23 protein-coding genes are annotated in these 26,586 nt (G+C 58.4%); 15 read left to right on the top strand and 8 right to left on the bottom strand.

All coding sequences use genetic code 11. The annotated features are described in order from the left end of the window. Positions 1-72: 72 nt before the first annotated feature. The 3 genes from FHD67_RS10300 (at position 73) to FHD67_RS10310 (ending at position 2,913) form a co-directional block, all read left to right on the top strand. A complete protein-coding gene (locus tag FHD67_RS10300; protein ID WP_139598650.1) occupies positions 73-1,059 on the top strand; it encodes an asparaginase in 987 nt (328 codons plus the stop codon). A 202-nt stretch (positions 1,060-1,261) separates the two neighbouring features. Further along, positions 1,262-2,500 carry a tyrosine-type recombinase/integrase gene (locus tag FHD67_RS10305; RefSeq protein WP_139598651.1) on the top strand — a complete coding sequence of 413 codons (1,239 nt, stop codon included), beginning with the start codon at positions 1,262-1,264 and terminating at the stop codon, positions 2,498-2,500. A gap of 2 nt (positions 2,501-2,502) precedes the next feature. After that, positions 2,503-2,913: a hypothetical protein gene (locus tag FHD67_RS10310; protein WP_139598652.1), complete on the top strand. Its 411-nt coding sequence runs from the start codon at positions 2,503-2,505 to the stop codon at positions 2,911-2,913. A 410-nt stretch (positions 2,914-3,323) separates the two neighbouring features. Here the strand turns inward: FHD67_RS10310 and FHD67_RS10315 are convergent, their stop codons facing one another. From FHD67_RS10315 to FHD67_RS10325, 3 genes are all read right to left on the bottom strand, one after another. Next, entirely contained in the window at positions 3,324-4,085 is a 762-nt protein-coding gene (locus FHD67_RS10315) for a hypothetical protein (protein ID WP_139598653.1), read from the bottom strand. A 65-nt stretch (positions 4,086-4,150) separates the two neighbouring features. After that, complete coding sequence (locus FHD67_RS21180) at positions 4,151-6,931, bottom strand: phage tail tape measure family protein (protein ID WP_139598654.1); 2,781 nt, start codon at positions 6,929-6,931, stop codon at positions 4,151-4,153. A gap of 709 nt (positions 6,932-7,640) precedes the next feature. Then, positions 7,641-8,888, bottom strand: a complete 1,248-nt coding sequence (locus FHD67_RS10325) for a DEAD/DEAH box helicase family protein (RefSeq protein ID WP_176695099.1) — start codon at positions 8,886-8,888, stop codon at positions 7,641-7,643. Between the two features lie 1,634 nt (positions 8,889-10,522). Here FHD67_RS10325 and FHD67_RS10330 point away from each other — a divergent pair. Further along, on the top strand, positions 10,523-11,071 hold the full coding sequence (locus FHD67_RS10330; protein WP_139598656.1) for a recombinase family protein: 549 nt from the start codon (positions 10,523-10,525) through the stop codon (positions 11,069-11,071). 176 nt (positions 11,072-11,247) lie between these two features. Then, a complete protein-coding gene (locus tag FHD67_RS10335; protein ID WP_139598657.1) occupies positions 11,248-11,751 on the top strand; it encodes an EMAP trimerization domain-containing protein in 504 nt (167 codons plus the stop codon). 132 nt (positions 11,752-11,883) lie between these two features. Here FHD67_RS10335 and FHD67_RS10340 read toward each other — a convergent pair whose 3' ends face one another. Together FHD67_RS10340 and serB are read right to left on the bottom strand one after the other, a co-directional pair. Then, positions 11,884-12,642, bottom strand: coding sequence for a TSUP family transporter (locus FHD67_RS10340; protein ID WP_045983076.1), 759 nt, complete (start codon positions 12,640-12,642; stop codon positions 11,884-11,886). Between the two features lie 54 nt (positions 12,643-12,696). After that, positions 12,697-13,575, bottom strand: a complete 879-nt coding sequence (gene serB, locus FHD67_RS10345) for a phosphoserine phosphatase SerB (protein WP_139598658.1) — start codon at positions 13,573-13,575, stop codon at positions 12,697-12,699. A gap of 133 nt (positions 13,576-13,708) precedes the next feature. Here serB and FHD67_RS10350 point away from each other — a divergent pair, with 133 nt between their 5' ends. The 5 genes from FHD67_RS10350 to hspQ all read left to right on the top strand — a co-directional run bounded on the left by FHD67_RS10350 (position 13,709) and on the right by hspQ (position 18,227). Further along, positions 13,709-14,854, top strand: a complete 1,146-nt coding sequence (locus tag FHD67_RS10350) for a phosphoserine transaminase (RefSeq protein WP_139598659.1) — start codon at positions 13,709-13,711, stop codon at positions 14,852-14,854. 108 nt (positions 14,855-14,962) lie between these two features. Next, positions 14,963-16,552 carry a phosphoglycerate dehydrogenase gene (gene serA, locus FHD67_RS10355; protein ID WP_176695100.1) on the top strand — a complete coding sequence of 530 codons (1,590 nt, stop codon included), beginning with the start codon at positions 14,963-14,965 and terminating at the stop codon, positions 16,550-16,552. A 71-nt stretch (positions 16,553-16,623) separates the two neighbouring features. Continuing rightward, entirely contained in the window at positions 16,624-17,346 is a 723-nt protein-coding gene (locus tag FHD67_RS10360) for a metallophosphoesterase (protein ID WP_139598661.1), read from the top strand. A 3-nt stretch (positions 17,347-17,349) separates the two neighbouring features. Continuing rightward, positions 17,350-17,805, top strand: coding sequence for a CreA family protein (locus tag FHD67_RS10365; RefSeq protein ID WP_139598662.1), 456 nt, complete (start codon positions 17,350-17,352; stop codon positions 17,803-17,805). A gap of 74 nt (positions 17,806-17,879) precedes the next feature. Next, on the top strand, positions 17,880-18,227 hold the full coding sequence (gene hspQ, locus FHD67_RS10370) for a heat shock protein HspQ (RefSeq protein WP_369799424.1): 348 nt from the start codon (positions 17,880-17,882) through the stop codon (positions 18,225-18,227). On the opposite strand, the gene FHD67_RS10375 is transcribed toward hspQ, so the two are convergent. Both FHD67_RS10375 and FHD67_RS10380 read right to left on the bottom strand, forming a co-directional pair. Then, on the bottom strand, positions 18,224-18,724 hold the full coding sequence (locus tag FHD67_RS10375; protein WP_045983053.1) for an ATP-binding protein: 501 nt from the start codon (positions 18,722-18,724) through the stop codon (positions 18,224-18,226). The two genes, hspQ and FHD67_RS10375, sit on opposite strands and share 4 nt — an antisense overlap. Then, positions 18,721-19,068, bottom strand: a complete 348-nt coding sequence (locus FHD67_RS10380; RefSeq protein ID WP_045983052.1) for an STAS domain-containing protein — start codon at positions 19,066-19,068, stop codon at positions 18,721-18,723. Before FHD67_RS10380 ends, FHD67_RS10375 begins: the two co-directional genes overlap by 4 nt. A 91-nt stretch (positions 19,069-19,159) precedes the next feature. On the opposite strand from FHD67_RS10380, the gene FHD67_RS10385 reads away from it, so the two are divergent. From FHD67_RS10385 to FHD67_RS10400, 4 genes are all read left to right on the top strand, one after another. Next, positions 19,160-20,320 (top strand): acetyl-CoA C-acyltransferase, encoded by a 1,161-nt coding sequence (locus tag FHD67_RS10385; protein WP_425467254.1) that lies wholly within the window; start codon positions 19,160-19,162, stop codon positions 20,318-20,320. A 177-nt stretch (positions 20,321-20,497) separates the two neighbouring features. Next, positions 20,498-21,907, top strand: coding sequence for a circularly permuted type 2 ATP-grasp protein (locus FHD67_RS10390; protein ID WP_046000427.1), 1,410 nt, complete (start codon positions 20,498-20,500; stop codon positions 21,905-21,907). Between the two features lie 14 nt (positions 21,908-21,921). After that, on the top strand, positions 21,922-22,878 hold the full coding sequence (locus FHD67_RS10395; protein ID WP_045982658.1) for an alpha-E domain-containing protein: 957 nt from the start codon (positions 21,922-21,924) through the stop codon (positions 22,876-22,878). Positions 22,879-22,881: 3 nt separating this feature from the next. Then, positions 22,882-23,688: a transglutaminase family protein gene (locus FHD67_RS10400; protein ID WP_046000428.1), complete on the top strand. Its 807-nt coding sequence runs from the start codon at positions 22,882-22,884 to the stop codon at positions 23,686-23,688. 33 nt (positions 23,689-23,721) lie between these two features. Here FHD67_RS10400 and FHD67_RS10405 read toward each other — a convergent pair whose 3' ends face one another. After that, positions 23,722-25,695: a bifunctional 2',3'-cyclic-nucleotide 2'-phosphodiesterase/3'-nucleotidase gene (locus tag FHD67_RS10405; protein WP_046000821.1), complete on the bottom strand. Its 1,974-nt coding sequence runs from the start codon at positions 25,693-25,695 to the stop codon at positions 23,722-23,724. A 153-nt stretch (positions 25,696-25,848) separates the two neighbouring features. Here FHD67_RS10405 and FHD67_RS10410 point away from each other — a divergent pair, with 153 nt between their 5' ends. Further along, positions 25,849-26,574: a proteasome-type protease gene (locus FHD67_RS10410; protein ID WP_045982660.1), complete on the top strand. Its 726-nt coding sequence runs from the start codon at positions 25,849-25,851 to the stop codon at positions 26,572-26,574. Positions 26,575-26,586: the final 12 nt, after the last annotated feature.

The following is a 26,586-nucleotide window of genomic DNA, read 5'->3' on the forward strand; positions in this document are numbered from 1 at the left end:
CGTCAGGATAGCGAAAATCGCCGCCCGTTAAAGGCTGCGCAAGCACAATCGCGCAATTGTCAGGGAGAAAACATGCGGTCCGCAGAAATGATCGAACTGTGGCGCGGCGACATGCGCGAAAGCCTGCATGCCGGCCATGCCGTGATCTGCGACGCCCATGGCGTGGTCGAGGCCTGGGGGCGACCCGGGCAGGTGATCTATCCGCGGTCGTCGTGCAAGATGATCCAGGCGCTGCCGCTGATGGAAAGCGGGGCCGCCGATGCGGCGGGCCTGACCGACCGCCAGCTGGCCCTGGCCTGCGCCAGCCACTCGGGGGCGGCGATGCATGTCGCGGCCGTGGACGGCTGGCTGACCGGGTTGGGCCTGGGCGAGTCCGACCTGCGCTGCGGCAGCCACATGCCCCGCGACCCGGAGGAGAACCGCCGCCTGACCTGCTCCGACACCGCGTCCTGCCAGCTGCACAACAACTGTTCGGGCAAGCATGCGGGCTTTCTGACGCTGAACCGGCACCTGAAGGGCGGGCCGGATTATGTCGAGCCCGACCACCCGGTCCAGCGCGCCGTCAAGGCCGCCTTCGAGGCGGTCACCGACGAGGAGAGCCCCGGTTTCGGCATCGACGGCTGTTCGGCCCCGAACTGGGCCTGCACGGTCGAGGGGCTGGCCCGCGCGATGGCACGGTTCGCCAATCCCGGAACGGACAGGCGCGGCATGGCCATGCGGCGGCTGGTGGACGCGATGCGCAGCCACCCCGATATGGTCGCGGGCGAGGGTCGGTCCTGCACCGAGTTGATGCGCGCGATGGGGGGCGTCGCGGCGATCAAGACCGGGGCCGAGGCGGTGTTCGTGGCGATCCTGCCCGACCAGGGCCTGGGCGTCGCGCTGAAGATCACCGATGGCGGCACCCGCGCCAGCGAGGCCGCGATCACCGCGCTGCTGATCCACCTGGGGGTTCTGGATGCGGCCCATCCGGCGGCGCAGGCGCTTCTGGACGGACCGATCCTGAACTGTCGCGGCATGGTCACGGGCAACCTGCGCCGCGCGCCGGGCTTTCCCGCCTGAGGGCCGTCACATCCCCGACATGGAGCCGTGCTTTACTGTACGGCACGGGATGCCCCCGTCCCGTGCCCGTGCCCCGAACCGGCGCCCCTTGGCAGAGCGGGCGCCGGATGCGACTTAAGCCTATGGACTCCTGAAAATATATTGATCTACAACAGGTTGCTGTGGTCAATGTAGGTGAGAATCGTAGGTGGTAGTTGTCAATATGGCACAATATCTGGTCAAGCAACGTAACGGGTACTACGCCACAATAGAGGTGCCCAAGAGCCTACGTGCGAAGCTAGGCAAGGTCCGGTTCAAGCAATCATTACAGACTGACTCCCTCAAGGTGGCTGAGGTACGGAAACACGCTCTCGTCTCACGCTGGAAAGCAGAGATTGAAGCAGCGCGGAACAACCTTTCAGAGACTGATTTGGCGTTTCTGGTGAAGGTGCAGAAGGATTCCCGTAAGAAGGATGAACCCCCCAAGCTGACCACTGAAATGATTCAGCACATCATGAATGTTGTAGGTCCTGCGTCAGCCCTGTCAGATACTGAAAAAACAGAGATAGACGAGATTGCTAAGGGTAAGACTTTCCTTCTTAAGCAGTTCATTGCTGATTACGATAAATCACTGACCTACATAGAAGAAAAGACTAAGGATATTCGCATATCTGACGTCAAACGCTTTGCTAAACAGTTCAAGTACGCCAAGGATGCCACAAAGAAGGCTGTTAGAGATTGGGTAGAGATTAACCTGATTGCTGAACAAGGCTTGTCTCTGCTTAGTTGTAGGAAGATCGTCTCTAACTCACGTCAGTACTGGAAATACCTACAGGACAAGAAAGACCTGAACCTACCTGATCCTTTTGATGATGTAGTACCTGCCAGATTGACCACTCAGAAACAGATTAATGCAGATAGCAGGAAGTCTTTTGAGGTAGACGACTACAAGAAGCTAATAGCAGCCACGAAAGACCTTCAGATGGTCGCTCTGATACGGATTGCAGCGTATACAGGCTGTAGATTAGAGGAAATTTGCTCACTTAAGACCAGTGATGTGAAGAAGGATAGGCTAGTTATCCAAGATGCTAAGACAAAATCTGGCCTGAGAACCATCCCCATACACAAAGACATTGCCAGCCTTGTAGCCTCACTGGTGAAGGGTTCTCTAGATGGGTACGTTCTGTCCGGTCTGACTGAAAACAAGTACGGGGACAGGTCCAACGCTATTGGAAAACGGTTTGGTAGGATCAAAACTAACTGCGGGTACGGTCCTGACCTAGTATTCCACTCTTTCAGAAAATCCGTAGCTAGTCAGTTTGAGGCTGCTGGTATAGATGAACTGATCGCTGCGAGGTTGCTAGGTCACAAGATCACCACTATGTCATATGGCAGGTACTCAAGCGGCAATACCCCTTTCCCTAAGCTACAAGAAGCAATCAACACACTAGATTGGAATTAGAAATGGCAAAAGAAGAAAACATTGATGATCTGCTTGCACAACTCAAAGAACACGATGAACAACAAGCTAAGATTAGAGAGAAAATCAAGGCAAGTGCTGTAGGGGAAGCTGAGTCTATAAAAGATAAAATTAACAACATATCGTCCCTATCAGGTATCTCGAAGTTTGATCTTCTTGGAATAACGAAAGAAGAAGCAATAAAGCATTTCGGTATCAAGCAAAAAACAAATAACAAGCAGCAAAAGAGAACACCATCCGCTGATGATATCAAAGTCAGAGAATACCTTATAAAAAATCCTACAAAGAAATTCAACAGAATGGGCGGAAAGACGTATACTTATCAGAAAGGCCCAGTTCCCAATGACGTAAGACAGATGATCTTGGAAGAGATTGCAGGAATAGCACCTGAGTAGTGCCACAGAAGCCCTAGAAGGCACCCTACAGCGGCGGAACACTATCTCTGTAGATCACCCTACCTGACAGTGCTATTGCCGCTGTACGCCCCAAAATTTATTCCGTGTAGTGACATGATAGACCCTTGAACGGGCAGGGTTCAGTCCTATATTCCCTAGCGGAGCGCAATACTATAGTAGTCACGCTACAGATTAGATTAATCATCATTCAGTCATGAATAAAAAAGATTACTGTAGTAACTAACTTTAGTTATCGAATGTGTAGGAATTATTCATAGCTGATACGGTTACTGCTAGTGCTGATGCGATGTAGAGAAAACTAAAAATCATTGATTCATTCCTTCAAGATAGAAAAAGTCCCTACAGCTATCTAATGCCGTAGGGATATATTTATTTAGTGATTGTAGAGCTTAGCCTTTACTACCCCAAGTCACACCTTTCCGCCCAAACTGATCTTTGAATGAGACAGAGTAGTTAAAAAGTTGTCCTGTCATTTTTGCTGTAGCAGTCCTTAGGGACACACAGGCTTGGTTAGCATCTACACAGAGAATGGTATCTTCTCCGTAAGGGGCTAGTGTCATCCAGTTGTCAGCTACTGCTCTGTCCCTGATCTGTGCGAATAGACCTGTTTCGGGTAGTTCATCACCTTCTACACCTTGCCACCGTAGCGCTGGACCTTCACCAGTGACACACCAACTTGTCTGTAGATGGGGCTTAATCACGGTAATAGACGAGACGGGGTAGTAATTCAGTGTCTTAAGCTGATCTAGGGGAATGTCATGGTAGCTGTCGTCCAGGATCGCTGAACCGTACTTGGTGAGTACCCTAAACTTGCTCTCTGCACCTGTTGTGGTGACGCTGTACGGCCCTAATTGATCTTCCCTGACCCGATAGCCATTCCGACCTTTCGTGCGCTGTAGTAGCTTCCCTGTGAGTGTATCCCTACATACTGCAACAAGTTCTTTGTCCTGATCTGGAATGGAGTCCATACTAATTTGGTATTCATTAGAGCCATAGGCTAGGAAGCTTACCAGAATACGTTCAAGATCATCTTGTGTAGCCTCTTTGACTACAGATAGTCGGTTATCTAGGTAAGATTTCAGTTCCTGTACTTTATTAGTTGTAGCTTGATCTTGGGATAGTACAGACCAGTTTGTCTTTAATTTAATCATGTTCAATTTCCTTGATTGTAAAGTAGTAGTAGAAGTAGGGGCGCTATTGTCCCCCGCTTCATTAATTACCGAAAGCCCTTCTGACTTCTACGGTTGGCGTCAATAACAGCACGCTTGCTTGCCTCGGTAATTCTTGGAATATGTGACTGAATAATCCTGTTTACAGAATCATCGCCATTAGCTGCAATGTTGAAATTATGGTAGACGTTTACCTGACTGCCACCACCACCAGAGACTTCCACACCAAGACGACCTTGACTATTTCTCTTTAGTGGCATGATAGCTTCTGGACCTGCTTCACCCATCATTCCTGTCTTATTGCCACTATAGCCGAACAGAGTAGGGGAACCTACAACGCCACCTTTAGCGAACATTTTGACACCACCAGCACCAAAGGCATTACCATTAGCGGATAGCAGGCTAACCAAGGCATTACCTGCAAGATCAGCAGCACCTTTCGCTACATATTGCTGATAGACTTCTAGGAGAATATTTCTCAACATACCTTTGAATGCATCTTCAATACTTGAAGTACCATCCACGACAGTCATTAGAAGGTTCTCTACGCTATTCTTGCCTAGATTGTAGATTTCTTGCTCTCTTTGTAGCTTTCGCTCTAGGGCAAGTTCCTCTCTAGCCATAGCTTCGATCTGTTCTTGAGACACTAGACTACGTGCTTCACCAAGACGGTTCTCAATCTCGATTACCTTTTCAAGTTCTTGTCTCTGTTCACCTTGAACACCTAATAGACGTTCTTGCTGTTTGATGTTCAGATTGTACTGCTCAAAGAACTCTTTAAGTTTGTCATTAGCTTTCTCAACTTGCTTCTCTGCATCTGACAGTTTAGGTTTCTTGCCTTTACCACCACCTTTAGGATTATTTGATTCATTCCAGGCAGAGGTGATTTGAGCATTTTCCTCTGTGTAGGATAAGTTCTCAAGAGATTGGTTCTCGAAAGCTTTAGTCAGGAAACCTTTGGCAATGTTATTTAGCGGACCGTCAGGTAAATTCAGACTATTACCGAACCTCACTGTTTCACCAGCAATTCTGGCCTGACCGGGACTTGCCCCACCTTTCAATGCCGCGTTCTCTGCTTGGATCGCTTGAGCCTCTAGTCCTAACTGACCTACTTGAGACAATCCCCTACCAATGGCGTTCACAGTGCCTAGAAGGCCGTTAGCAGCAGCCTGTGCGCGAATGAATACTGATGATATGTCAATTCCGCTAATGCCCTCTAGGACGTTCTGTAGCGTCTCTACGGCTGCGGTTGATCTAGCTACAGACTGTTCATAACCAATCTGCTCATTCTTCATTGTGATGATCTGACTGATAAGATGGTCAGCAACACCAGCCCGTTCCATTTCAGTGCGAAGGTTCTGTAGGGTCTGATTCCTTTCAGCATTAAGGTACTGTACGGATTGTTCCCCAAATTGTGCCTTTAGCCTTAGCAGTTCATTGGATTGAGCAAGTTCTACTCTTTGGCTCTCATACACGCTGTTGAGTGTTTCAGCTTGTTGAGTGGTGCTTTCTACAATACCAAGTTCCTCAGCCATAATTGCAAGTCTAGCTTGTACCTCAGCTGTCAATAGACCTGACCCTTGTAGATACATGGTCTGTAGGTTCAGACTGCGGGAAAGTTCTTCCCTCGTTTCACCCTGAATATCCTTTAGGTAACTGAAAGCTTGAATTGCTCTGTCAGGATCAGTGAAGCCAAGATAATTAAATGAGGTATCACCACTACCAAGTTGGTTGGATAACTGGTTCCTAGTTTGGAAAGCCTTTAGTTCCGCTTCCATTTCCTTGAGAGGTTGCAAGAGATTGTTCTTGAGGGCTTGTGTCTCCACCCGCTCAATCAGGTCAAAGGTTGCTTGGAACTCTGCACGGATGGTCTTGGCACTGTCTGATAGGCTACCTGTGATGTTGGAGAAGGTCAGAGCTTCTAGGTTGCTTAGGGTTGCCCCTAGATCGTCGTAGATGTCCTTGCCTTTCCTACCGTCCTCATTGAACCTGGTCATGGCTTGAATACCTAGACCGACACCAATGGCTGCGAAGGTGGTCAGGGCACCAGCTAGGCCGGGGATTAGACCTGCAAGCTGTGCGGCCTGCTGAGAGAACGCTACACCAGCATTTGCCCCTGACTGTAGCTGCACCGCGAAGTCACCGATCTGATAACCTGCCTGTTGAGCATACATGCCGAACCGACCTGCGGCCTTGCCTGACATACCGGCCATTTCACCAAACTGATTGAACCGTGATCCTGCTAGGTACACACCAGAGCCTAGGGCCTCATATTCCCTGTCAAGTTGGGCTAATGCTGCGGCTTGCTGCTTGGTGTCAATGATCTGTAGTTCTGTAGCCCGGTTAATCTCTTGTAGCGATTGCTCGTACTGTCTCTGTGCGGCTAGGAGAGGGTTGTAGGTAGCGGTAAGCCTGATCTTTTCCTGTTCCAGTGCCTTGAGGGCTTGAGCGTTCACCTTAGCCTGCTGTTCCTCGTCCTTGAGCATCTGTAGTAGTGCAGAACTACCAGCAGAACTTGGAGCACCATTCAAACCAGCCTGTGACTTTCCGTAGCTTTGAAAGAATTGTTTCCAGTTCTGTTCCCGTAGCCTTAGAATCTGTGCTTCTTGTTTGGCCTGTACGGCTAGCTTGTCGTTATTGATCTTAGCCAAGGAGTTGTTGAAAGCCTGTTCTACTTGGGCTGCTGTAGCTTTACTTGCTCTTGCAAGCCTATTGCCTTCTGTCTGAACCTTGTTAACCATCCCTGTGAAGGATTGACCGTATTCATTTAATAGTGCGATGGCTGCTTTAAGATCGCCACTGTCTACGGCAATATCTACATCAGCCATCTTAGTGTTTCGTTTCTGTTAAATAGTTTAATCATTGCAATGTTTCCTTTCCTGAATTATTGCGTTCATAGTCGGTCAACCAGAATAGTGTTGAGTAACTATTTTCCTTAAAGTGCTTTTTCCTAAACGGACCAAGAGACTTTTGCTCAAGGCATTTCAGGCAGCAACTGTAATAGATTTCACCATCCCAATAAGGCTTACTTTGACACCCTGCACAGATACATTGTGGTGAGTATGGTATGTGCCAAGGGTGTTGACTGGTTTCTTGTCTGTTCTGTGAGATTTGATTGACGTTCATGCTACTGCCTCACAGTGGGGACGAGTGTAGCGGGGAACGGTATTAGTACTGTTCTGGTAGGTCGGGACCTGAGAAGGCTTTACCCCCTCTAAAACACCTACCCGTTCCCACTCCCTGAACGATTTAACACGTACTGCACGGTCATACTGTTCTTCGGTTGTCCACTTAGCCCATTTCCATAAGGCTTGGGGATTCCATGAGTTATGTTTGCTGTCAGCTTGTCGTGTTGTGAGTAGTTCTTCTGGGTTGTAGCCTAGCTTGAGCAAGAGCCGTGCACCATCGTAAGTAGGACTGTTCACTAATCCTAATGACGTACCGTTTAGGTAAATCTCAAATTTGGATTTCTTGTCGCTACCGTAGTCAGTGTTAAATGTTCGTAGTTCGTAAATTAGAGTAATCATAATCTTTCTTTCAAATAGCTAAGTCTAGTAGTTCTTCTTCCTGACTGTTGAGCCAATTAATAAGTAGGTTTTTCATCCTGTCTGATAGAATGTAGACAGTCATAGGTTCACCGTTACGGATACAACCTCTCCAAAGCCATTGGATCATCTCAGACAGAGCGTAGTTGCCTCTATCAATGGAATGTCCCCATGAGGTCAGGTAGGAATCGACGTTACGATTTGGATACCTGTCATAGGCATGGATCATAACAGTCTTGTCAGCGAACTCATTTGTGGCTCGCGTATGACATGCTAACCACCCTTGTTTCGGGCCACTGACTTTAGGGTTGATGTACTTATTGTCATGTATTGACTTGCTATGCCGTGTATCTACAGCAGACTTAGGGCAAGTGATTAGAGTAGTGTCTTTCGGATGCTTACGATAAATAGATGCCAGGGCCGATCTGAGTGCTACAAAGTCACGAGCATTCCCCTCATTGTACCAAGTGGTAGATAGGAACCCTGCACGCTTACTAAGAGCGTCAATTGATGGCGTTGTAGCGATGGTCAGAAGCTTCTTGATCTGTGCCTTTAGTTCTTTTTCGTCAGGCATATCAAATTCAGTAAATGGAATATAAGTAAGATTGTTCATGTCAAGGAACTTGGAAAGAATTGAACCTTTGAACTTGTAGGTAAGAATGATAACTTTCTTTGCAGATAGAAGAAGTTCGATAGGTAGCTGTACCACTAGGGCGTTGTTGTTGTCTTTAGTGGCGAATAGCGAGTTAGTCTTAGCATAATCGAACAGGTACTTGAAACTACCGCTGTCAGTGGGCTTTAGCACTTTGACCTGACCGTAGTTCTGTTGGTCTACGTCGATTACTTCCCATGCCCGTAGTGAATCAAGATCACCATACTTGGTGGAGAAGTTTTCAATCATATTCACTTCTTCATCTACAATAAGAATATAGCCTTGATCCTTAATGAGTTTTAGGTGTTCCTTGGTCATCAGAGAGAACAGAGTATGAGTTGTAGATACGTTCTGTCCGGCTCTCAGTAACTCTAGAAATGACTTGGACTTAGTTGTTTCGTCATCAGACACAGGAAAGGAAAAGCCGATAGCATCCCTACAAGCTACAGGAATACGTTCCTCTACCTCAGATAGTAGTGGGGATACGTAAAGATATTTCTCTTGTGGGTTGGCAATCATCCAATCAATGATCTTAGTGGTTTTGCCGCTGCCCATGATGCTGTCTAGTACGAATACTTTGTTGTTCATTGAAATAGTCCAAAAATTAAAACAGCCGCCACTCCAACGTCCGGGGGAACGCGAGTGACGGCTTAAACCTTGAGGAATGACACAAGGTATTTCTTATATCGCGACAATGCCCCCCGGCATCTTTTGTCGTGAATGTGAATGAGGATGATTGGTTAAAAGAAGAAATGGCCGATAGCTAACGATTTCAGACATCGGGCTATCGGCTAAAGTCTATGATTTAACAACCAAGGATTACTATCTTTGTAGCAGCACTGGCAGACGCTGCATTCAACACGTAGACAGCAGAACGTGCTATTCTTTTCGTCTTATATAATATAGGTACGATTGGTCGAAATTTCAAGTAGCAGTTAACATTTATTAATGAATTATTGGCATAATTCGTGCAAATAGTTTGATGCTTTTCTTGTACTACTAATATAAGCACTCTGACTGATTTTTGCAGTGTAAACCATGTCACTCATGAAAATAAAGTTGAGGGAATGGCGCTATTTCAGTGGCCCACTGAGCCTGATTTATTGTTGATTGGTCAGTCAAGTATTACAGTCTGCGGAAAAACCTTCCCAGTGGGGGGTCTAACCCATTGATATTATAAGGTGAATTTGCACCCCCCTAAGAATAAAGGAGTACATTCTACTCACGTTCCAGGGCATCAGATAACTAAAGAAGTCTACGAGCCTTCTTTTCGCTTCTCGGCACAGCCTCTAACCGATCTGTAGGCGGAATGACTAATCATTCTTAATCTCTACAAAATAAGAAGTATGGTATAGTGCTGTAACTGTAGTTATCTTTCTTATCTCTTAATATATAAATAGCCTACAGGCTGAGGCGATAGCCCAGTAATAAGAACATAAGCTAAAGAACTACAGTAGTTAGGCACTATATGGTAATTACTAGACCTATCGGTCAGCCTTGATAGGCTATGATCAAATAGAAGATATGAATTAGACTACTAGTTACCTATCTTATTTTGTAGCTAATCTGTGTAGAATGTCCCGACAGGAGTCCAAGGATTTTCACTCTGTAAAGAGTGACAGATAGAACACTGTAAGTGTTATAGCTGATCCGCTGGCGCTCGTCATATTCCCCTTATCTAAAGCTGTAATACCGTAGTTAGATAACAATAGCTTACATGCCGCAAAAGTAGTGATGTATCCTTGAGATTATTCCGCTATTTCAGTACTATGTTCTACTTTCGTTCTAATTCAGCATTGTTCGTATATGGTGGAAAAGGCTTACCCTGTCGCTCTCCTAGCGCCTCAGGAACATTCCTAATTCCCATCGTAGGGCCTAGCAACACCTCTTGCATCACGTTATCGTGTGATCTTAAGTTAGGTCTTGACAATTCTATATCTAACTTTCTCTTTGATTCTTTTATAATTAACTCTTTACTTTTGAGTTCTTCCTAGAAGTTCTCTTAGAGATTATCGTTCTTGATTCGTTCTCATTGTGGTGATGAGTTCCAGGCGACAGTTCCCCGATCTTGTCTCAATGAACCAAGGTGGTGTGAGATAGCCCCCGTGAGACGCTAGCCCCATGAATCCTGTCTCACTGAAATGGTGTTTACATTCTGAGACGGTGAGGGCATAACATCTTAGAGCCTATTGAGACTGATTCCCCAATTGGAGACTAAGACCATGCTCGTTGGATATGCCCGTACTTCTACCCTGGACCAGACCGCAGGACTTGCCGCTCAAGAGCGTGACCTACACCAAGCAGGCTGTGAGAAGCTGTTTGTAGAGCAAGTATCGTCAGTAGACGTGACAGCCCGTCAGAAGCTTACTGAGGCACTAGAGTTCATTAGGGAAGGTGACACGCTGATAGTCACTAAGCTTGATCGTCTGGCCCGCTCTGTAGCCCACCTGCATGAACTACTGTCCATGATCCAAGCCAAGGGTGCTGCACTCAAGATACTTGATATGGGGATTGATACCTCTACGCCCACTGGCAAGCTGATGCTCAATATCATGGGTGGTGTAGCTGAGTTCGAAAGAAGCATCATGCTAGAGCGTCAAAGGGAAGGCATCGCTAAGGCCAAGGCGCAGGGCAAGTACAAGGGCAGGAAGCCTACAGCCATGTCACAAGCAGAGAAGGTGAAGCAGCTACACAGTGAAGGAATGAAGCCTGTACAGATTGCAGAGACTGTCGGGATTAGTCGCGCCTCTGTCTATCGCTGTCTTGAATAATATTACTTGACTTTGTTGTAGATACCTGGGCGGGGGATTCCTTTGGTGGAGTTCCCCTCTCTATGATTCGTTAGGGTCCCCCACAATCGTAAGGTAGGCACCCTTATGGCGTTCGGGTAAGGCTAATGATCTACAATGCAAAAAAAAAATAGAAATTCAACTTAGGGCGTCTTGATATGGCTGATCCGTTGGCAACCCTCCGTAACGAATGGGCGGTGATTAGTGATGCCCCGTGGTCGTTTCTCGCAATTGTTGCTTTGGTAGCTGCTGCGGTATGGTGGCTCGCCTGTAAGTACTATGCAGGACAGATAGCTGAACTAACCGAACAGAAAAGCACCCTAGAGCACCGCGTCCAAGCCCGTAACGATGAAATCCAAGCTTTGAACGTAAAGCTAGCTGACGCACAAGCTGCGCCTAAGCCCCCTCAACCTGCTGACCCTGATGAGATTATCCAGTCAGTCAGAATAGTTGGCAAGCTGCATGGTCCCGAAATCCATCGAGGAGAGAGTGCAGTGATAGCTAATCGCCTTACAACCACTGGCGACTTTGATCCTGAGCGTACGTTCACCTTCCGCGACATGAAGCTACTGTTGGTGAATTTCAATTCATCTGGATCAATGTCCGGTTTTGGAGAGACGAAGCAGCAATTCGGGAACGTTGTTTGCAAGATTCTGGACTGACTACCCATCCACAAAAAAAATAGAGCAAACGTAGGTGGTATGCGTAGGTGGTAGGGTACACCTAACTGATTGTAATGTAATGTAGATAGACTCTAGACGTCCCTTGGCAGAGCGGGCGCCGGATGCGCGGTCTCAGATCATCTGCCAGATCAGCCGACCCGCCAGCAGGGTCGAGGTCACGACCAGCAGCGGCTTGATCAGCCGCGCGCCGATGCGCGAGGCCAGCCGCGCGCCCAGCATCGCCCCCGCGATCTGCGCCGCCCCCATCGCCATGCCCAAAAGCCACAGCGGCTGGCCGACCAGCGCGAAGGCCCCCAGCCCACCCAGGTTCGAGGCGAAGTTCAGCAGCTTGGTATGGGCCGTGGCCTTCAGAACCCCGTATCCGGCCAGCGTGACAAACCCGATCATGTAGAAAGCCCCCGCCCCCGGCCCGATCAGCCCGTCATAGAAGCCCACGAACGGCACCACCGTCGCCGCAAAGACCAGGGGCGTCAGGCGGCGCGTGCGGTCCAGGTCGTTCAGTCCGGGTTTCAGTGCAAAGAACAACGCGATGCCGATCAGGATGACCGGCAGGATCAGCCGCAACCCGTCGGTGGGGATCGCGCTGACCAGCACCGCCCCCGCGGCCCCCGCCGCCCCCGCGATCAGCGCGGATTTCCACTGGCTGCGCAGATCGACCAGACCCCGCGCCGCATAGCTGAGCGCGGCCGTCCCCGCGCCGAAGACGCCCTGCACCTTGTTCGTGGCCAGCGCCTGCGCGGGCGACAGGCCCGCCAGCATCAGGATGGGCAGCGTGATCAGCCCGCCCCCGCCCGCGATGGCATCGACGAAGCCTGCGGCAAAGGCCGCCATCATCAGCAGCATCACCAGGTCGGCGGTCAGTTCGAACATCATCGGGACTTTCGGTGGGGCAATCGTCGCAGGGGCATTTGAACAAAGGAGAAATCAGGGGGTGACGAAATCCTCGTCCGCGAAGCCTTGCAGGTACAAGAGCGCGGTCAGGTCGCCGTGGTTGATGCGGATCTGGGCCTGGGCGGCGACCGCGGGTTTCGCGTGCAGCGCCACGCCGGCACCCGCCAGCTGGATCATGCCCAGGTCGTTGGCGCCGTCGCCCACCGCGATCGCGTTCTGGGGCGTGGTGCCGAGGCGGGCGGCGATCTGGGTCAGGGCATCGACCTTGGCCTCGCGGCCCAGGATGGGCAGGGCGACCTGCCCGGTCAGCACGCCGTCCTGCGCCAGCAGCGTGTTGGCGCGATGTTCGTCAAAGCCCAGGGTCTGGGCCACGGCCCGGGTAAAGCTGGTGAAGCCCCCCGAGACCAGCGCGGTATAGGCCCCGTGCGCGCGCATGGTCGCCACCAGCACGGCCCCGCCCGCGGCATAGGTGATGCGTTCGGCCAGGACCTGGGCGATGACCGCCTCCGGCAGGTTCGCCAGCAGGGCCACGCGTTCGGTCAGCGCGGCGTTGAAGTCCAGCTCTCCGTTCATGGCGCGGGCGGTGATCTGGGCCACGCGGGGGCCAAAGCCCGCCATGTCGGCCAGTTCGTCGATGCATTCCTGATCGATCATGGTCGAATCCATGTCGGCGATCAGGATGCGCTTGCGCCGCCCGCCCGCGGGCTGGATCGCCAGGTCGATGCCGATGGCCTGCAGGTCGGACCAGACCTGGCCCGAATCGCCCGGAAGCACCGCGATGTCGAATTCGGCGGCCATGCCCGGCGACAGCCAGCGCGTCACGTCGCCGCCCCACCGGTCGGCCAGACCGCCGGGCAGGGCATCATCCAGATTGGCTGCGGCAGGCGCCGCGATCAGCGAGACGGTGAACATGGGCGCGGTCCTTGTGCGGTTGCCTGCGGGTGTAGGACAAAGTTTTTTCTTGCGCCAGAGCGGGAGGGGCCTTAGGTCGGTCGGTGGGACACCCCTCCCCAACGAGGGGCTTTTTAGCTGGAAGGCTAGCCACATGACCGATCATGCGATCCCGGCTGCGCGGCCGGAAAACCCGCGCTTTTCTTCGGGCCCCTGCGCCAAGATCCCCCATTATTCGCTGGACATGCTGTCGGACGCGCCCCTGGGCCGGTCGCATCGCGCCGCCGTCGGCAAGTCCAAGTTGGCCGAGGCCATCGAGCTGACCCGTGCGGTCCTGGGCGTGCCGGCCGATTACCGCATCGGCATCGTCCCCGGTTCCGACACCGGCGCGGTCGAGATGGCCATGTGGACCCTGCTGGGCGCCCGCCCCGTCGAGATGCTGGCCTGGGAAAGCTTTGGCGAAGGCTGGGTCACGGATGCCGTGAAGCAGCTGAAGCTGGACGCCACGGTCCGCAAGGCCGATTACGGCAAGATCGTCGATCTGGCAGAGGTCGATTTCGACAAGGACGTCGTCTTCACCTGGAACGGCACCACTAGCGGCGTGCGCGTGCCGAACGGCGATGCGATCCCCGCCGACCGCGCGGGCCTGACCATCTGCGACGCGACCAGCGCGGCCTTTGCCATGGACCTGCCTTGGGACAAGCTGGATGTGGTGACCTTCAGCTGGCAGAAGGTGCTGGGCGGCGAGGGCGCGCATGGCGTCCTGATCCTGTCACCGCGCGCCGTCGAGCGGCTGGAGACCTATACCCCTGCCTGGCCGCTGCCCAAGATCTTCCGCATGACCAAGGGCGGCAAGCTGATCGAGGGCATCTTCAAGGGCGAGACGATCAACACGCCCTCGATGCTGGCGGTCGAGGATTACCTGGTCGCGCTGAAATGGGCGCAATCCCTGGGCGGTCTGCCGGCGCTGATCGCGCGGGCGGATGCCAATGCGGCTGCTGTGCGCGATTTCATCGCGGACAAGGACTGGATCGCCGATCTGGCCGAGGATCCGGCCACCGCATCGACGACCAGCGTCTGCCTGAAGTTCACCGATCCGACGATCAAGGACGGCGCGGCCTTTGCCAAGGCCGTGGCCAAGCGCCTGGAGAAGGAGGGCGTGGCGCTGGACGCCGGCGCCTATCGCGACGCGCCTGCGGGCCTGCGCATCTGGTGCGGATCGACGGTCGAGACCGCCGATGTCGCGGCACTGATGCCGTGGATCGAATGGGCGTACCGCGCCGAACTGGCCGCGCAATAAGCCAAGCGGACCGGGGGCCAGTCCCCCGGACCGACCCTGGTATTTCTCCAACGAAGAAACATGGCGTCGGCGAGGCCTGGCCCCGATGCCCCTGCAAGGATGAATGACATGCCGAAGGTTCTCGTCTCAGACAAGCTGTCGGAAACCGCCGTCCAGATCTTTCGCGATCGCGGCGTCGAGGTGGATTACCTGCCCGATCTGGGCAAGGACAAGGAAAAGCTGGCCGAGGTGATCGGGCAGTATGACGGGCTGGCCATCCGGTCGGCGACCAAGGTCACCGACAAGCTGCTGGAAGGCGCGACCAACCTGAAGGTCATCGGCCGCGCCGGCATCGGGGTCGACAATGTCGACATCCCGGCCGCCAGCAAGAAGGGTGTGATCGTGATGAACACGCCTTTCGGCAACAGCGTGACCACGGCCGAGCATGCCATCGCGATGATGTTCGCGGTCGCGCGCCAGCTGCCCGAGGCCAGCGTCAGCACTCATGCCGGCAAGTGGGAGAAGAACCGCTTCATGGGGGTCGAGCTGTTCAACAAGACCCTGGGCGTGATCGGGGCGGGCAACATCGGCGGCATCGTGATCGACCGCGCCCTGGGGCTGCACATGAAGGTGCTGGCCTATGACCCCTTCCTGTCCGAGGATCGCGCCAAGGAACTGGGCGTGACCAAGGTCGAGCTGGACGACCTGCTGGGCAAGTCCGACTTCATCACCTTCCACGTGCCGCTGACCGACAAGACCCGCAACATCCTGTCGCGCGAGGCCATCGCCAAGCTGAAGAAGGGCGTGCGCATCATCAACTGCGCCCGCGGCGGCCTGGTCAACGAGGAGGCGCTGGCCGAGGCGCTGAAGGACGGGCGCGTGGCGGGTGCCGCATTCGACGTCTTTGCCGTCGAGCCCGCGACGGAAAGCCCGCTGTTCAACCTGCCCAACGTCGTCGTCACGCCCCACCTGGGCGCCGCCACGACCGAGGCGCAGGAGAACGTCGCCCTGCAGGTCGCCGAGCAGATGTCGGACTATCTGCTGACGGGCGCGGTGCAGAACGCGCTGAACATGCCCTCGGTCACGGCCGAGGAGGCCGCGGTGATGGGCCCCTGGATCAAGCTGGCCGCGCATCTGGGCGCCTTCGTGGGCCAGATGACCGACGAGCCGATCAAGGCGATCAACGTGCTGTATGACGGCGTCGTGTCCGAGATGAACCTGAACGCACTGAACGCGGCGGTGATCGCCGGCGTGATGAAGGCGTCGAACCCGGACGTGAACATGGTGTCGGCCCCGGTCATGGCCAAGGATCGCGGCGTGCAGGTGTCCACCACCAAGCAGGACAAGGCCGGCGCCTATGAGGGTTACGTCAAGGTCACCTGCGTGACCGAGACGCGCGAGCGGTCCATCGCGGGCACGGTGTTCAGCGATGGCAAGCCGCGCTTCATCCAGATCCGCGGGATCAACGTGGACGCCGAGGTGGGAAGCCACATGCTGTACACCCGCAACAAGGACGTTCCCGGCGTCATCGGCGCGCTTGGGATGACCCTGGGCGACCTGGGCGTGAACATCGCGAACTTTACCCTGGGACGGGCCGCCAACGGAGCGGATGCCATCGCGATCCTGTACCTGGACGAGGCGATCAGCGACGAGGCCCTGGCCACGCTGCAGAACACCGGCAAGTTCCTGCAGGCCCGCCGGCTGCAGTTCGAGGTTTGACCTCGGCCCCGCACGCCCTTACCCAAGGGGCGTGCGGACCCTCCCTGCCGCGCGCCACGGCCAGGTGACAGATGCGACTTTATGCGATCGGCGACATTCACGGACAGCTGGACCTGCTGAAGGCCGCGCATCAGCGGATCTTCGACGACGGCGGGCCTGATGCGGTCATCGCCCATGTGGGCGACCTGATCGACCGCGGTCCCGATTCGCGCGGCGTGGTGGACCACCTGCTGCGCGGCCAGCAGGCGGGGCGGCCCTGGATCGTCACCCGCGGCAATCACGACCGCTTCCTGCCCGCCTTCCTGAACCAGCCCGACTGGATCGACCCGGGCCTGTCGTCCGGACAGCATTGGGTGGACCATCCGGGTCTGGGCGCGGCCGCGACGCTGCGGTCCTATGGCGTGGACCCGGATCAGCCGCGCGAGGCGCTGCTGCGCGATGCGCGGGCGGCAGTTCCTGCGGATCACGCGCGGTTCCTGGCGGCACTGCCGCTGTGGTATCTGCATCCGCTGGCGCTGGTCGTGCATGCGGGCATCCGTCCGGGCATCGACCTGCAGGACCAGGCCGAGGGCGACCTGGTCTGGATCCGCCAGGGGTTCCTGGACAGCGACGTCGATTTCGGGCCGCTGGTCGTGCACGGGCACACCGCGCTGGAGGCCCCCGCCCTGTATGCAAACCGCCTGAACCTGGACGGGGGCGCCGCCTATGGCCGGCCGCTGTCCGCCGCCGTCATCGAACCGGGTGCCGTGCACCTGCTGACCGAATCGGGCCGCCAGCCCCTGTTGCCGGAGTAGACCATGCGCCTTGCCCTGACCCTTGCCCTGACCCTTGCCCCCCTGTCGTTGCAGGCCGAGGAGGTCGGCCGCGTCGGCGTGGACTGGGTCGGCAACGATGTCGTCATCGAGGCGATAAAGGACCCAGAGGTGCCGGGCGTGACCTGCCATCTGGCCTATTTCAGCCGCTCGGTCCTGGATCGGCTGAGCCAAGGCAACTGGTTCGAGGATCCGTCCAACAGCGCGATCCAGTGCACCCGCACCGGGCCCATCGACGTCAGCGCCCTGACCCCCGGCGAGGGAGAGAACGTGTTCAGCGAGGGGCGTTCGCTGGTGTTCAAGTCGCTGCGGGTGCAGCGCATCTATGACGCCGACAACCGCGTGCTGGTCTATCTGGCCCATGCCAACCAGGTCAGCGAGGGGTCGGCCAAGATGTCGATGGCGACCGTGCCCCTGACGGCGGACGACATCGCCCCCTGATCGCCTGCCGGTGGACAGGACCGTCGCGGCGCGCTAGAAGGCGCGCTGACTTTTGTTGATCCCTGACACGAACGATGGATACCGCCCGGATGCAGGCCCAAAGCCGCCACGCGAAATACAGCCTGGGACAGGTCGTCCGGCACCGTTCGCGGCCGTTCCGGGGCGTGATCTTCGACGTCGATCCTGAATTCGCCAATACCGAGGAATGGTACGAATCCATCCCCGAGGATTCGCGCCCCGACCGTGACCAGCCGTTCTATCACCTGTTCGCCGAGACCGAGGCGACCTATTACGTGGCCTATGTGTCCGAACAGAACCTTGAACTGGACGTGTCGGGCGAACCGCTGGACCACCCCGAGGTCGGGGACATGTTTAGCGCTTTTCAGGACGGCCGCTATTTCCTGGCGGGACCGGTCAACTAGGCGTCGACCTCCATCTGGGCAAAGGGGATACTGAAGGCCAGATAGTTCCGGCTTTCCTCGCGGTAATAGCACAGGGCCTGCGTCAGGTCCTGAATCAGGAACCAGCCGAAGCCGCCTTCGGGCAGATCGTCCGCGACCATCGGCGGCAGGCTGCGCGGCAGCAGGCAGTCGTCCGGAAGCGAGATCCCGTCATCGGTCAGCGCGCAGGCCAGGCCCGAACTGTGACGCACGATGCACAGGTGGATCACCGGCAGCCGTGCCTGTTCCGCCTGGCCCAGCGGGGCGTGTTCGGCGACGTTGTTCATCACCTCGGCCAGGACCAGTTCCAGTCGGCCCAGGGTGTCGTCGCCCACCTCTCCACGGAAACGCTGGCGGACGTCCTGAAGGGTGTCGCGCACGATCATCGGATGGGCGTTCAGGACGCGGTGGAACATCGGCTGCGTCAGTGCGGATGCACGGTTTCCAATGCCCGGATCGGAGCGTTCACTGGGTGTCATTCTCGTTGCTCCTTCTGAGCGGTGCGGGGCTGAGCGGTGCGGGGCTGGATGTCGAACACGCTGTCCATCCGTGTCAGGCGGAACACGCGTTCGACATTGGGCGTCAGCGCGAACAGCACCAGCGCCAGGTTCTCGGGCAGGCTCTTGCGGACGGCGATCATCGCCCCCAGGCCAGAGCTGTCCATGAAGTCCACCGCCGCCATGTCCATGTGCACCGGCTTGCGGTTCTTGACCACGATCTCGCGCAGCTTGTCCTTGAACAGGGTCGCAATCGCCGCGTCGATCCGGGGTTCCGTCACCGTGATGTTCAGATGGGATTCGGCGTCTTCGACGATGAACTGCATGATTCCGGGCCTTCCTTGCGCATCTGCATCCTTGACTAGACCCCAAAGGTTACGATCCGGTAAGCGCGAGGACAGATCGGGGGGAAAGATCATGACAATTCAGGACATCTACGTGCTGGGGGCGGCGCGCACGCCGATGGGCGGGCTGATGGGCGCGCTGTCGGGGGTGTCCGCGGCCGATCTGGGTGGGGCGGCCATCGCCGCGGCACTGGCGCGCGCGGGCGGGCCCGCGGTCGATGCGCTGTTCATGGGCTGCGTCCTGCCCGCGGGCCAGGGCCAGGCCCCGGCGCGGCAGGCGGGCTTTGCCGGGGGGCTGGGACAGGAGGTGCCGGCAACGACGCTGAACAAGATGTGCGGATCGGGGATGCAGGCGGTGATGATGGCGTCCGATGCCATCCGCGCCGGCAGCGCCGGCATCGTCGTCGCGGGCGGCATGGAAAGCATGTCGAACGCCCCCTACCTGCTGCCCAAAATGCGCGCCGGGGCGCGCCTGGGGCATGCACAGGCGCTGGACCACATGTTCCTGGACGGGCTGGAGGATGCCTATGACAAGGGCCGCCTGATGGGCACGTTTGCCGAGGATTGCGCCGCGGAATTCGCCTTTTCCCGCCAGGCGCAGGACGACTACGCCCTGGCCAGCCTGACGCGCGCGCAGGAGGCCATCGCCGGCGGCGCGTTCGCGACCGAGATCGCACCCGTCACCGTGCCCGGCCGCGGCAAGATCACCGTCATCGATACCGACGAACAGCCCGGCCTGGCCCGCCCCGACAAGATCCCGCTGCTGAAACCCGCGTTCCGCGACGGGGGCACCGTGACGGCGGCCAACAGCTCGTCCATCTCGGACGGGGCGGCGGCGCTGGTGCTGGGCGGTCGGGCGCAGGGCGCCGTCGCGCGCATCGTCGGCCATGCCAGCCACGCCCAGACCCCCGGCCAGTTCCCCACCGCGCCTGTGCCCGCCGCCGAAAAGCTGCTGGCGCGGATCGGATGGGACAGGGACAGCGTCGATCTGTGGGAGGTGAACGAGGCCTTTGCCGTCGTGCCGATGGCCTTCATGGCGCGGATGGGCCTGTCGCATGACCGCGTGAACGTGCATGGCGGAGCATGCGCCCTGGGCCATCCGATCGGCGCGTCGGGGGCGCGGATCATTGTCACGCTGATCCATGCGCTGCAGGCGCGAGGGCTGCGCCGGGGCGTGGCCGCGATCTGCATCGGCGGCGGCGAGGGAACCGCGCTGGCGGTCGAACTGTGCTGATCTGCCTGCCAAACCGGCAGGCTGCCCCGGGCGCCGGCAGCGGCGCCCCCGCCACGGCGCCAAGCTGCGGAACCAATGGGCAAATCCGGCGGTTCTGCTGTGGACTTACCGGAACCGGGCGCGGATCATCGATCCAAGGAAAGACCCGGAAGCGTTGCGTCAGTCAGTGGGGGAGTGATGAGTTACTATAACGAGATGTACGAGGGCGACAGCGTCCGCGACCCCTATGCCCGCCTGCGGGAATGGGTCGAGACCATGCCCGACGATTTCCGCCAGATGAAGCAGGCCGAGGCCGAGGCGCTGTTCCGCCGCATCGGCATCACCTTTGCCGTCTATGGCGAGGGGGGCGACCCGGACCGGTTGATCCCCTTCGACATGATGCCCCGCGTGTTCGAGCAGGCCGAGTGGCGCCGCCTGGAACGCGGCATCAAGCAGCGCGCCCGCGCGCTGAACGCCTTCCTGCGCGACGTCTATGGCCGCGGAGAGATCATCCGCGCCGGACGCATCCCCGCCCGCCTGGTCTATCAGAACGAGGCATTCGAGAAATCGGTGGTGGGGTTCGTGCCCCCGCGCGGCGTCTATTCCCACATCATCGGCATCGACCTGGTCCGCACCGCCAAGGACGAGTTCTATGTCCTGGAGGACAACTGTCGCACGCCGTCGGGCGTCAGCTACATGCTGGAGAACCGCGAGATCATGATGCGCATGTTCCCGGCCCTGTTCCGCGGCAACCGCATCGAACCCGTCGACCAGTATCCCGACCTTCTGCGCCGCACACTGGAATCGGTGGCGCCCGCGAAATGCAGCGACCGGCCGACCTGCGTGATCCTGACGCCGGGCCATTACAACAGCGCCTATTATGAGCACAGCTTCCTAGCCAACCTGATGGGGGTCGAGCTGGTCGAGGGGCAGGACCTGTTCGTGGATGGCGAATTCTGCTATATGCGCACGACCACCGGGCCCAAGCGCGTGGACGTGATCTATCGCCGGATCGACGACCCCTACTTGGACCCGCTGTGCTTCCGCCCCGATTCAATGCTGGGCATTCCGGGGCTGATGGACGTGTACCGGTCTGGCGGCGTGTCGATCTGTTCGGCGCCGGGCGCGGGCGTGGCCGATGACAAGGCGATCTACACCTTCGTCCCCGAGATGGTGCGCTTTTATCTGGGAGAGGAGCCGATCCTGAACAACGTCCAGACCTGGACGCTGTGGAAGGACGACGACTACCGCTATGTGATGGAGCATCTGCCCGAACTGGTCGTCAAGGAGGTCCACGGATCGGGCGGCTACGGCATGCTGGTCGGCCCCAAGTCGACCAGGGAGGAGATCGAGGCGTTCCGCGCCAAGATCCAGGCCAATCCGTCGAACTACATCGCCCAGCCCACGCTGGCACTGTCGACCTGCCCGACCTTCGTGGACGAGGGCATCGCGCCGCGCCACGTCGACCTGCGCCCCTATTGCCTGTGCGGCGACCGGATCGAGCTGGTACCGGGCGGGCTGACGCGCGTCGCGCTGCGCGAGGGGTCGCTGGTGGTGAACTCGTCCCAGGGCGGGGGTGTCAAGGACACCTGGGTGTTGTCGGAATGAGGGGACGTAACACGATGCTCAGCCGCACCGCCTCGAACCTGTTCTGGATGGGCCGCCATCTGGAACGTGCCGAAACCGCCGCGCGCCTGCTGGACGTGGGACAGCGCATCACGCTGCTTCCCAACACCGAGGCCGGGTACCAGAACGAATGGAACTCGTTGCTGCAGGCCTCGGGCAGTTCGGACCTGTTCGCGCAGAAATACGGAGAGATCACCCAGGAGAACATCGAGGAGTTCATCTTCTTCGACCGCGCCAACCCGTCATCGGTGGCCAGCTGCCTTGAAAAGGCGCGCGAGGCCGGTCGGATCGTGCGCACCGCGCTGACCAGCCAGGTCTGGGACGCGCTGAACGTGGCCTTCCAGGAGCTGCGCCGGATCGAACGCCAGCCGCGCGCCAAGCTGGACACCGCAGGGCTGACCGATTTCACCACCGGCCACACCTCGACCGTGCGCGGCGCGATCAACGCGACGCAGCTGAGGAACGACGGCTGGCATTTCATGAACCTGGGATACGGGCTGGAACGCGCCGACGCGACCGCGCGCCTGCTGGACGTCAAGTATTTCGTCCTGCTGCCGCGGATCGAGTTCGTGGGATCGGGTCTGGACACCTATCAGTGGCAGGTGATCCTGCGCGCGCTGTCGGCGCACCGGGCCTATCACTGGGCCTATGGCGGCGACATCACAGCGGGCCAGGTGGCCGATTTCCTGATCCTGAACGGGGAAAGCCCCCGCGCGCTGATCACGTCGCTGTATGAGACCGTGTGGCACCTTGAAGGGCTGGCGCGGCGCTATGGTGACGGGGTGCCGACCAGCGCCCGCGACAAGGCGCGCGAGGTTCTGGCAGCCCTGCAGGCCCGCGACATCGAGATGATCTTCGATGAGGGGCTGCACGAGTTCCTCAGCTGGTTCATCCTGGAACTGTCCGAGATTTCCAACCTGGTGCACCAGGATTACCTGCTTGGAGGGGTGTGACCCATGCGCCTGAAGATCTCTCACGAGACGGTCTATCGCTATGGCCAGCCGATCCGGAACCTGGTGCAGAGCCTGCGCCTGACGCCGTCGGTGTTCGAGGGGCAGAAGACCCATGAATGGCAGATCGACGTGTCGGGCGGCGTCAAGGGGCCGGGGTTCCGCGACGGTGCCGGCGACTGGATCGAGGGCTGGACCGTGCGCGGTCCGGTCGATCATGTGACCGTGCGCATCAGCGGACGCATCGACACCCGCGATACGGCAGGCGTCCTGCGCGGCCACCGCGAGATGATCCACCCGCTGACCTATCTGCGCGACAGTCCCGCCACGCGTCCCGACGATGCGCTGCGCGATCTGGCGCAGTCGGTCGAGGGCACCGACCGGCTGGACCTGGCGCATCAGCTGTCGATGTCGGTCAGCGACCGGATCGCGTTCCGCCCCGGCGTGACCCATACCGGCACCACCGCATCCGAGGCCCTGGCCCTGGGAGAGGGCGTCTGCCAGGACCACACCCACGCCCTGACCGCCATCGCCCGCCTGTGCGGCCTGCCGGCGCGCTATGTGTCGGGCTATCTGCATTCGACCATCGACGGGCAGGCCCATGACGCGGCCCATGCCTGGGCCGAGATCCATGTCGAGGGGTTGGGATGGGTCGGCTTCGACGCCGCCAACCGCTGCTGCCCGGACGAACGCTATGTCCGTCTGGGGTCGGGCCTGGACGCGGCGGACGCGGCCCCGATCCGGGGCGTGGCCCTGGGCACCGGATCCGAGGACATGGATGTCAGCGTCCGGGTCGAAGAGATGGCCCAGTAGGAACCGGGGGCAGCACCCCCGGTCCAGCTGTCGTTACAGGGTGATGCGATAGCGGGCAAAGCCTTCGGGCGCGTCGCCCGCCGGTTCGATGGCCAGGGTGGTCACGTCCTGCAGATAGGCCGCGGCCCCCGGCCCCGTGTCGAACAGCACCGTCGCCCCGTCCAGCGCCGCGAACGACCAGTTGCCGTCCGCCGACGGGTTGATCGTCCCCTGGTCCAGGATATAGCGCACGATCACGTCGCGGTTGGTGTCGGGCCCCTCGAACACCACGGTCGAGCCATCCGCGCCGGGGAACGACCCTCCGCCGGTGGCGCGATAGTTGTTGGTGGCGATGATGAACTCGGCCGCCGGATCGACCGGCTGCCCGTCGATGGCCAGATCGACGATGCGGTTCGCCTCCGCGTCGGCCAGCGCCCCGTCGGCGTCGAACCGCGAGGGCTGCGACAGGTCGATCCGATAGGTCACCCCGTCGATCACGTCGAAGTTGTAGCTGCGGAAGTCGGGGTTCAGCAGCATCTGGTCCGCCTGCCCCGGTTCGATCCGGTTGAAGGCCCCGGCGCTGCGCTCCAGCCAGTCCTTGACCTGCGCGCCGGTCACGCGCACGGCGCGGATGGTGTTGGGATACAGATACAGGTCGGCCACGTTGCGGATGGCGATGTCGCCCGGCGGCACGTCGGTGAAGTAATCCGGCCCGCCCCGCCCGCCGGCCTTGAAGGGCGCCGCCGCCGACAGGATGGGCAGGCCCTCGTGCTCGGTCCCGGCCAGCATCTGCGCGATGTACCAGCTTTGCGCGTTCGACACGATCTGGACCGACGGATCATCCGCCACCATCGCGAAATAGCTGTAGAGCGCGGCGCTGGTCTGGCCAACGGGTCGGCGGACATAATCCAGCGTCTGCTGGTGTTCGGTGGCGGTCGCCTCCTCGATGGCGGGTACGCTCTCGACCAGGGGGATCACCACGCCCTCGTCGTCGCGCTGATAGATCGGGCGCGCCTCGACTTGGTGACTGACGATGGTCCAGCCGTCGCCCTGCCGCTCCAGCAGCAGATCGACCAGACCCATATGCGACCCCCAGAACCCGGCCATCACCGCGGGCTTGCCGCCGATGGTGCCGGCCGCGGCATCCACCCCAGCCACGCCGTCGTAGTCGGGGCCGGGAAAGACCGAATGCGAATGCCCGGTCAGGATGACGTCGATGCCGTCGATGGCCGCCAGCGGAATGGCCGCGTTCTCCATCCCCGGTTCGGCGGTCTGCCCGCCGATGCCGCAATGGGCCAGCGCCACGACCAGGTCCACCCCCTCGGCACGCAGCTTGGGCACCCAGGCCTGGGCCGCCTCGACGATGTCGCGGACGGTGACCTGCCCCTCCAGATGCGCGCGGTCCCATTGCATGATCTGCGGCGGCACGAAGCCGATGATGCCGATACGGATCGGATGGGTGGCGCCCGCCCCGTCGGTCAGGTCCCGGTCGATCACCGCATAGGGCGGCACCAGGGTCCGGTCCTGGTCCGGGGTGGCGCCGGCCTCGGTCACCACGTTGGCGCAGACGACGGGATAGCCCGCGCCCGCCAGGCTGGCGCCCAGGAACTCCAGCCCATAGTTGAATTCGTGGTTGCCAAGGGTCCCGCCGTCATAGCCCAGGGCGTTCATCCCCTGGATCACCGGGTGGGTCGCGTCCCCGTCCATGCCACGCTCATAGGCAATGAAATCGCCCATCGGGTTGCCCTGCAGGAAATCGCCGTTGTCGAACAGCAGCGCGTTCGTGGCCTCGGCCCGCACGGCACCGACCAGGGCCGCGGTCCGCGCCAGGCCCAGGGTGTCGGTCGCCGTGTCCGCGTAATAGTCGTAGGGCCAGACATGCGCGTGCAGGTCCGTCGTCTCCATGATGCGCAGATGCGCCTGCCCCGCCTCGGCCCGTGCGGAATAGGGATGCAGCGCGACCAGCGCCAGGCCGGCCACCCCCGATGTCAGGAAACCGCGGCGGCTGAGGGCAAGAGGATGGGTCATCATGTTCGTCCTTGGGTGGTGGAACCTGCACGATGTGCGATTCGGCGCGCCAAGGCGACCCAAAGTTTCATGACGCGACCCGCAAACGAGCGATTGCAGCCCACGCCCCCCGGTCCTAGTCTGCCCTGCGGAATGCAACGGAAAGATGTGCCGGTGACCTATTGCGTCGGACTGAAACTGGATGCCGGGCTTGTGCTGCTGTCGGATACCCGCACGAATGCCGGGCTGGACAATATCTCGTGCTATCGCAAGATGTTCTTCTTCGAGGCGCCGGGCGAACGCATCATCGCGATCATGACCGCCGGGTCGCTGTCCGTGACCCAGACCACCATCGCCCGCCTGGAGGAGGCGATCGAGGATGAGCTGGCAGACGACACGACCTCGATCCTCAAGGCGCCGACCATGCTGCGCGTGGCCACGATCATCGGCGACACGCTGTGCCGCACCCGGCGCGAGATCGCCGAACAGTGCCGCGACCTCAAGCAGCAGGCATCCGCTAGCATGATCGTCGCGGGACAGCGCAAGGGCGGCGACATGCGCCTGTTCCTGATCTATCCCGAAGGCAACTTCATCGAGGCGACCGAGGACACGCCCTTCCTGCAGATCGGAGAGCACAAGTACGGCAAGCCGATCCTGGACCGGGTGGTCACCCCCGCGACCAGCCTGGCCGACGCGCAAAAGGCGGTTCTCTTGTCGATGGATTCGACGCTGCGGTCGAACCTGTCGGTGGGGATGCCGCTGGACCTGGCGGTGATCGGCGCCGATGCCTGTGCGGTCACCACGCGCCGCCGCATCCTGGACGGCGATCCGGACTTCATGCAGATGAGCGCGGCCTGGTCCGCGGCGCTGCGCGACAGCTTCGTCAAGGTCAGCATCTGACCCGCAGCTGTT

The sequence above is a fragment of the Paracoccus haeundaensis genome (genome assembly GCF_006239215.1).
GTDB lineage: Bacteria > Pseudomonadota > Alphaproteobacteria > Rhodobacterales > Rhodobacteraceae > Paracoccus > Paracoccus marcusii.

Bases quoted from the DNA above. Each gene is read 5' to 3' on its own strand.
- FHD67_RS10400 (WP_046000428.1), top strand. From the start codon at position 22,882: ATGCGCCTGAAGATCTCTCACGAGACGGTCTATCGCTATGGCCAGCCG.
- FHD67_RS10360 (WP_139598661.1), top strand. From the start codon at position 16,624: ATGCGACTTTATGCGATCGGCGACATTCACGGACAGCTGGACCTGCTG.
- FHD67_RS10375 (WP_045983053.1), bottom strand. From the start codon at position 18,724: ATGACACCCAGTGAACGCTCCGATCCGGGCATTGGAAACCGTGCATCC.
- FHD67_RS10340 (WP_045983076.1), bottom strand. From the start codon at position 12,642: ATGTTCGAACTGACCGCCGACCTGGTGATGCTGCTGATGATGGCGGCC.
- FHD67_RS10385 (WP_425467254.1), top strand. From the start codon at position 19,160: ATGACAATTCAGGACATCTACGTGCTGGGGGCGGCGCGCACGCCGATG.
- serB (WP_139598658.1), bottom strand. From the start codon at position 13,575: ATGTTCACCGTCTCGCTGATCGCGGCGCCTGCCGCAGCCAATCTGGAT.
- FHD67_RS21180 (WP_139598654.1), bottom strand. From the start codon at position 6,931: ATGGCTGATGTAGATATTGCCGTAGACAGTGGCGATCTTAAAGCAGCC.
- serA (WP_176695100.1), top strand. From the start codon at position 14,963: ATGCCGAAGGTTCTCGTCTCAGACAAGCTGTCGGAAACCGCCGTCCAG.
- FHD67_RS10325 (WP_176695099.1), bottom strand. From the start codon at position 8,888: ATGAACAACAAAGTATTCGTACTAGACAGCATCATGGGCAGCGGCAAA.
- hspQ (WP_369799424.1), top strand. From the start codon at position 17,880: ATGGATACCGCCCGGATGCAGGCCCAAAGCCGCCACGCGAAATACAGC.
- FHD67_RS10330 (WP_139598656.1), top strand. From the start codon at position 10,523: ATGCTCGTTGGATATGCCCGTACTTCTACCCTGGACCAGACCGCAGGA.
- FHD67_RS10300 (WP_139598650.1), top strand. From the start codon at position 73: ATGCGGTCCGCAGAAATGATCGAACTGTGGCGCGGCGACATGCGCGAA.
- FHD67_RS10335 (WP_139598657.1), top strand. From the start codon at position 11,248: ATGGCTGATCCGTTGGCAACCCTCCGTAACGAATGGGCGGTGATTAGT.
- FHD67_RS10350 (WP_139598659.1), top strand. From the start codon at position 13,709: ATGACCGATCATGCGATCCCGGCTGCGCGGCCGGAAAACCCGCGCTTT.
- FHD67_RS10390 (WP_046000427.1), top strand. From the start codon at position 20,498: ATGAGTTACTATAACGAGATGTACGAGGGCGACAGCGTCCGCGACCCC.
- FHD67_RS10315 (WP_139598653.1), bottom strand. From the start codon at position 4,085: ATGATTAAATTAAAGACAAACTGGTCTGTACTATCCCAAGATCAAGCT.
- FHD67_RS10305 (WP_139598651.1), top strand. From the start codon at position 1,262: ATGGCACAATATCTGGTCAAGCAACGTAACGGGTACTACGCCACAATA.
- FHD67_RS10365 (WP_139598662.1), top strand. From the start codon at position 17,350: ATGCGCCTTGCCCTGACCCTTGCCCTGACCCTTGCCCCCCTGTCGTTG.
- FHD67_RS10380 (WP_045983052.1), bottom strand. From the start codon at position 19,068: ATGCAGTTCATCGTCGAAGACGCCGAATCCCATCTGAACATCACGGTG.
- FHD67_RS10310 (WP_139598652.1), top strand. From the start codon at position 2,503: ATGGCAAAAGAAGAAAACATTGATGATCTGCTTGCACAACTCAAAGAA.
- FHD67_RS10395 (WP_045982658.1), top strand. From the start codon at position 21,922: ATGCTCAGCCGCACCGCCTCGAACCTGTTCTGGATGGGCCGCCATCTG.
- FHD67_RS10405 (WP_046000821.1), bottom strand. From the start codon at position 25,695: ATGACCCATCCTCTTGCCCTCAGCCGCCGCGGTTTCCTGACATCGGGG.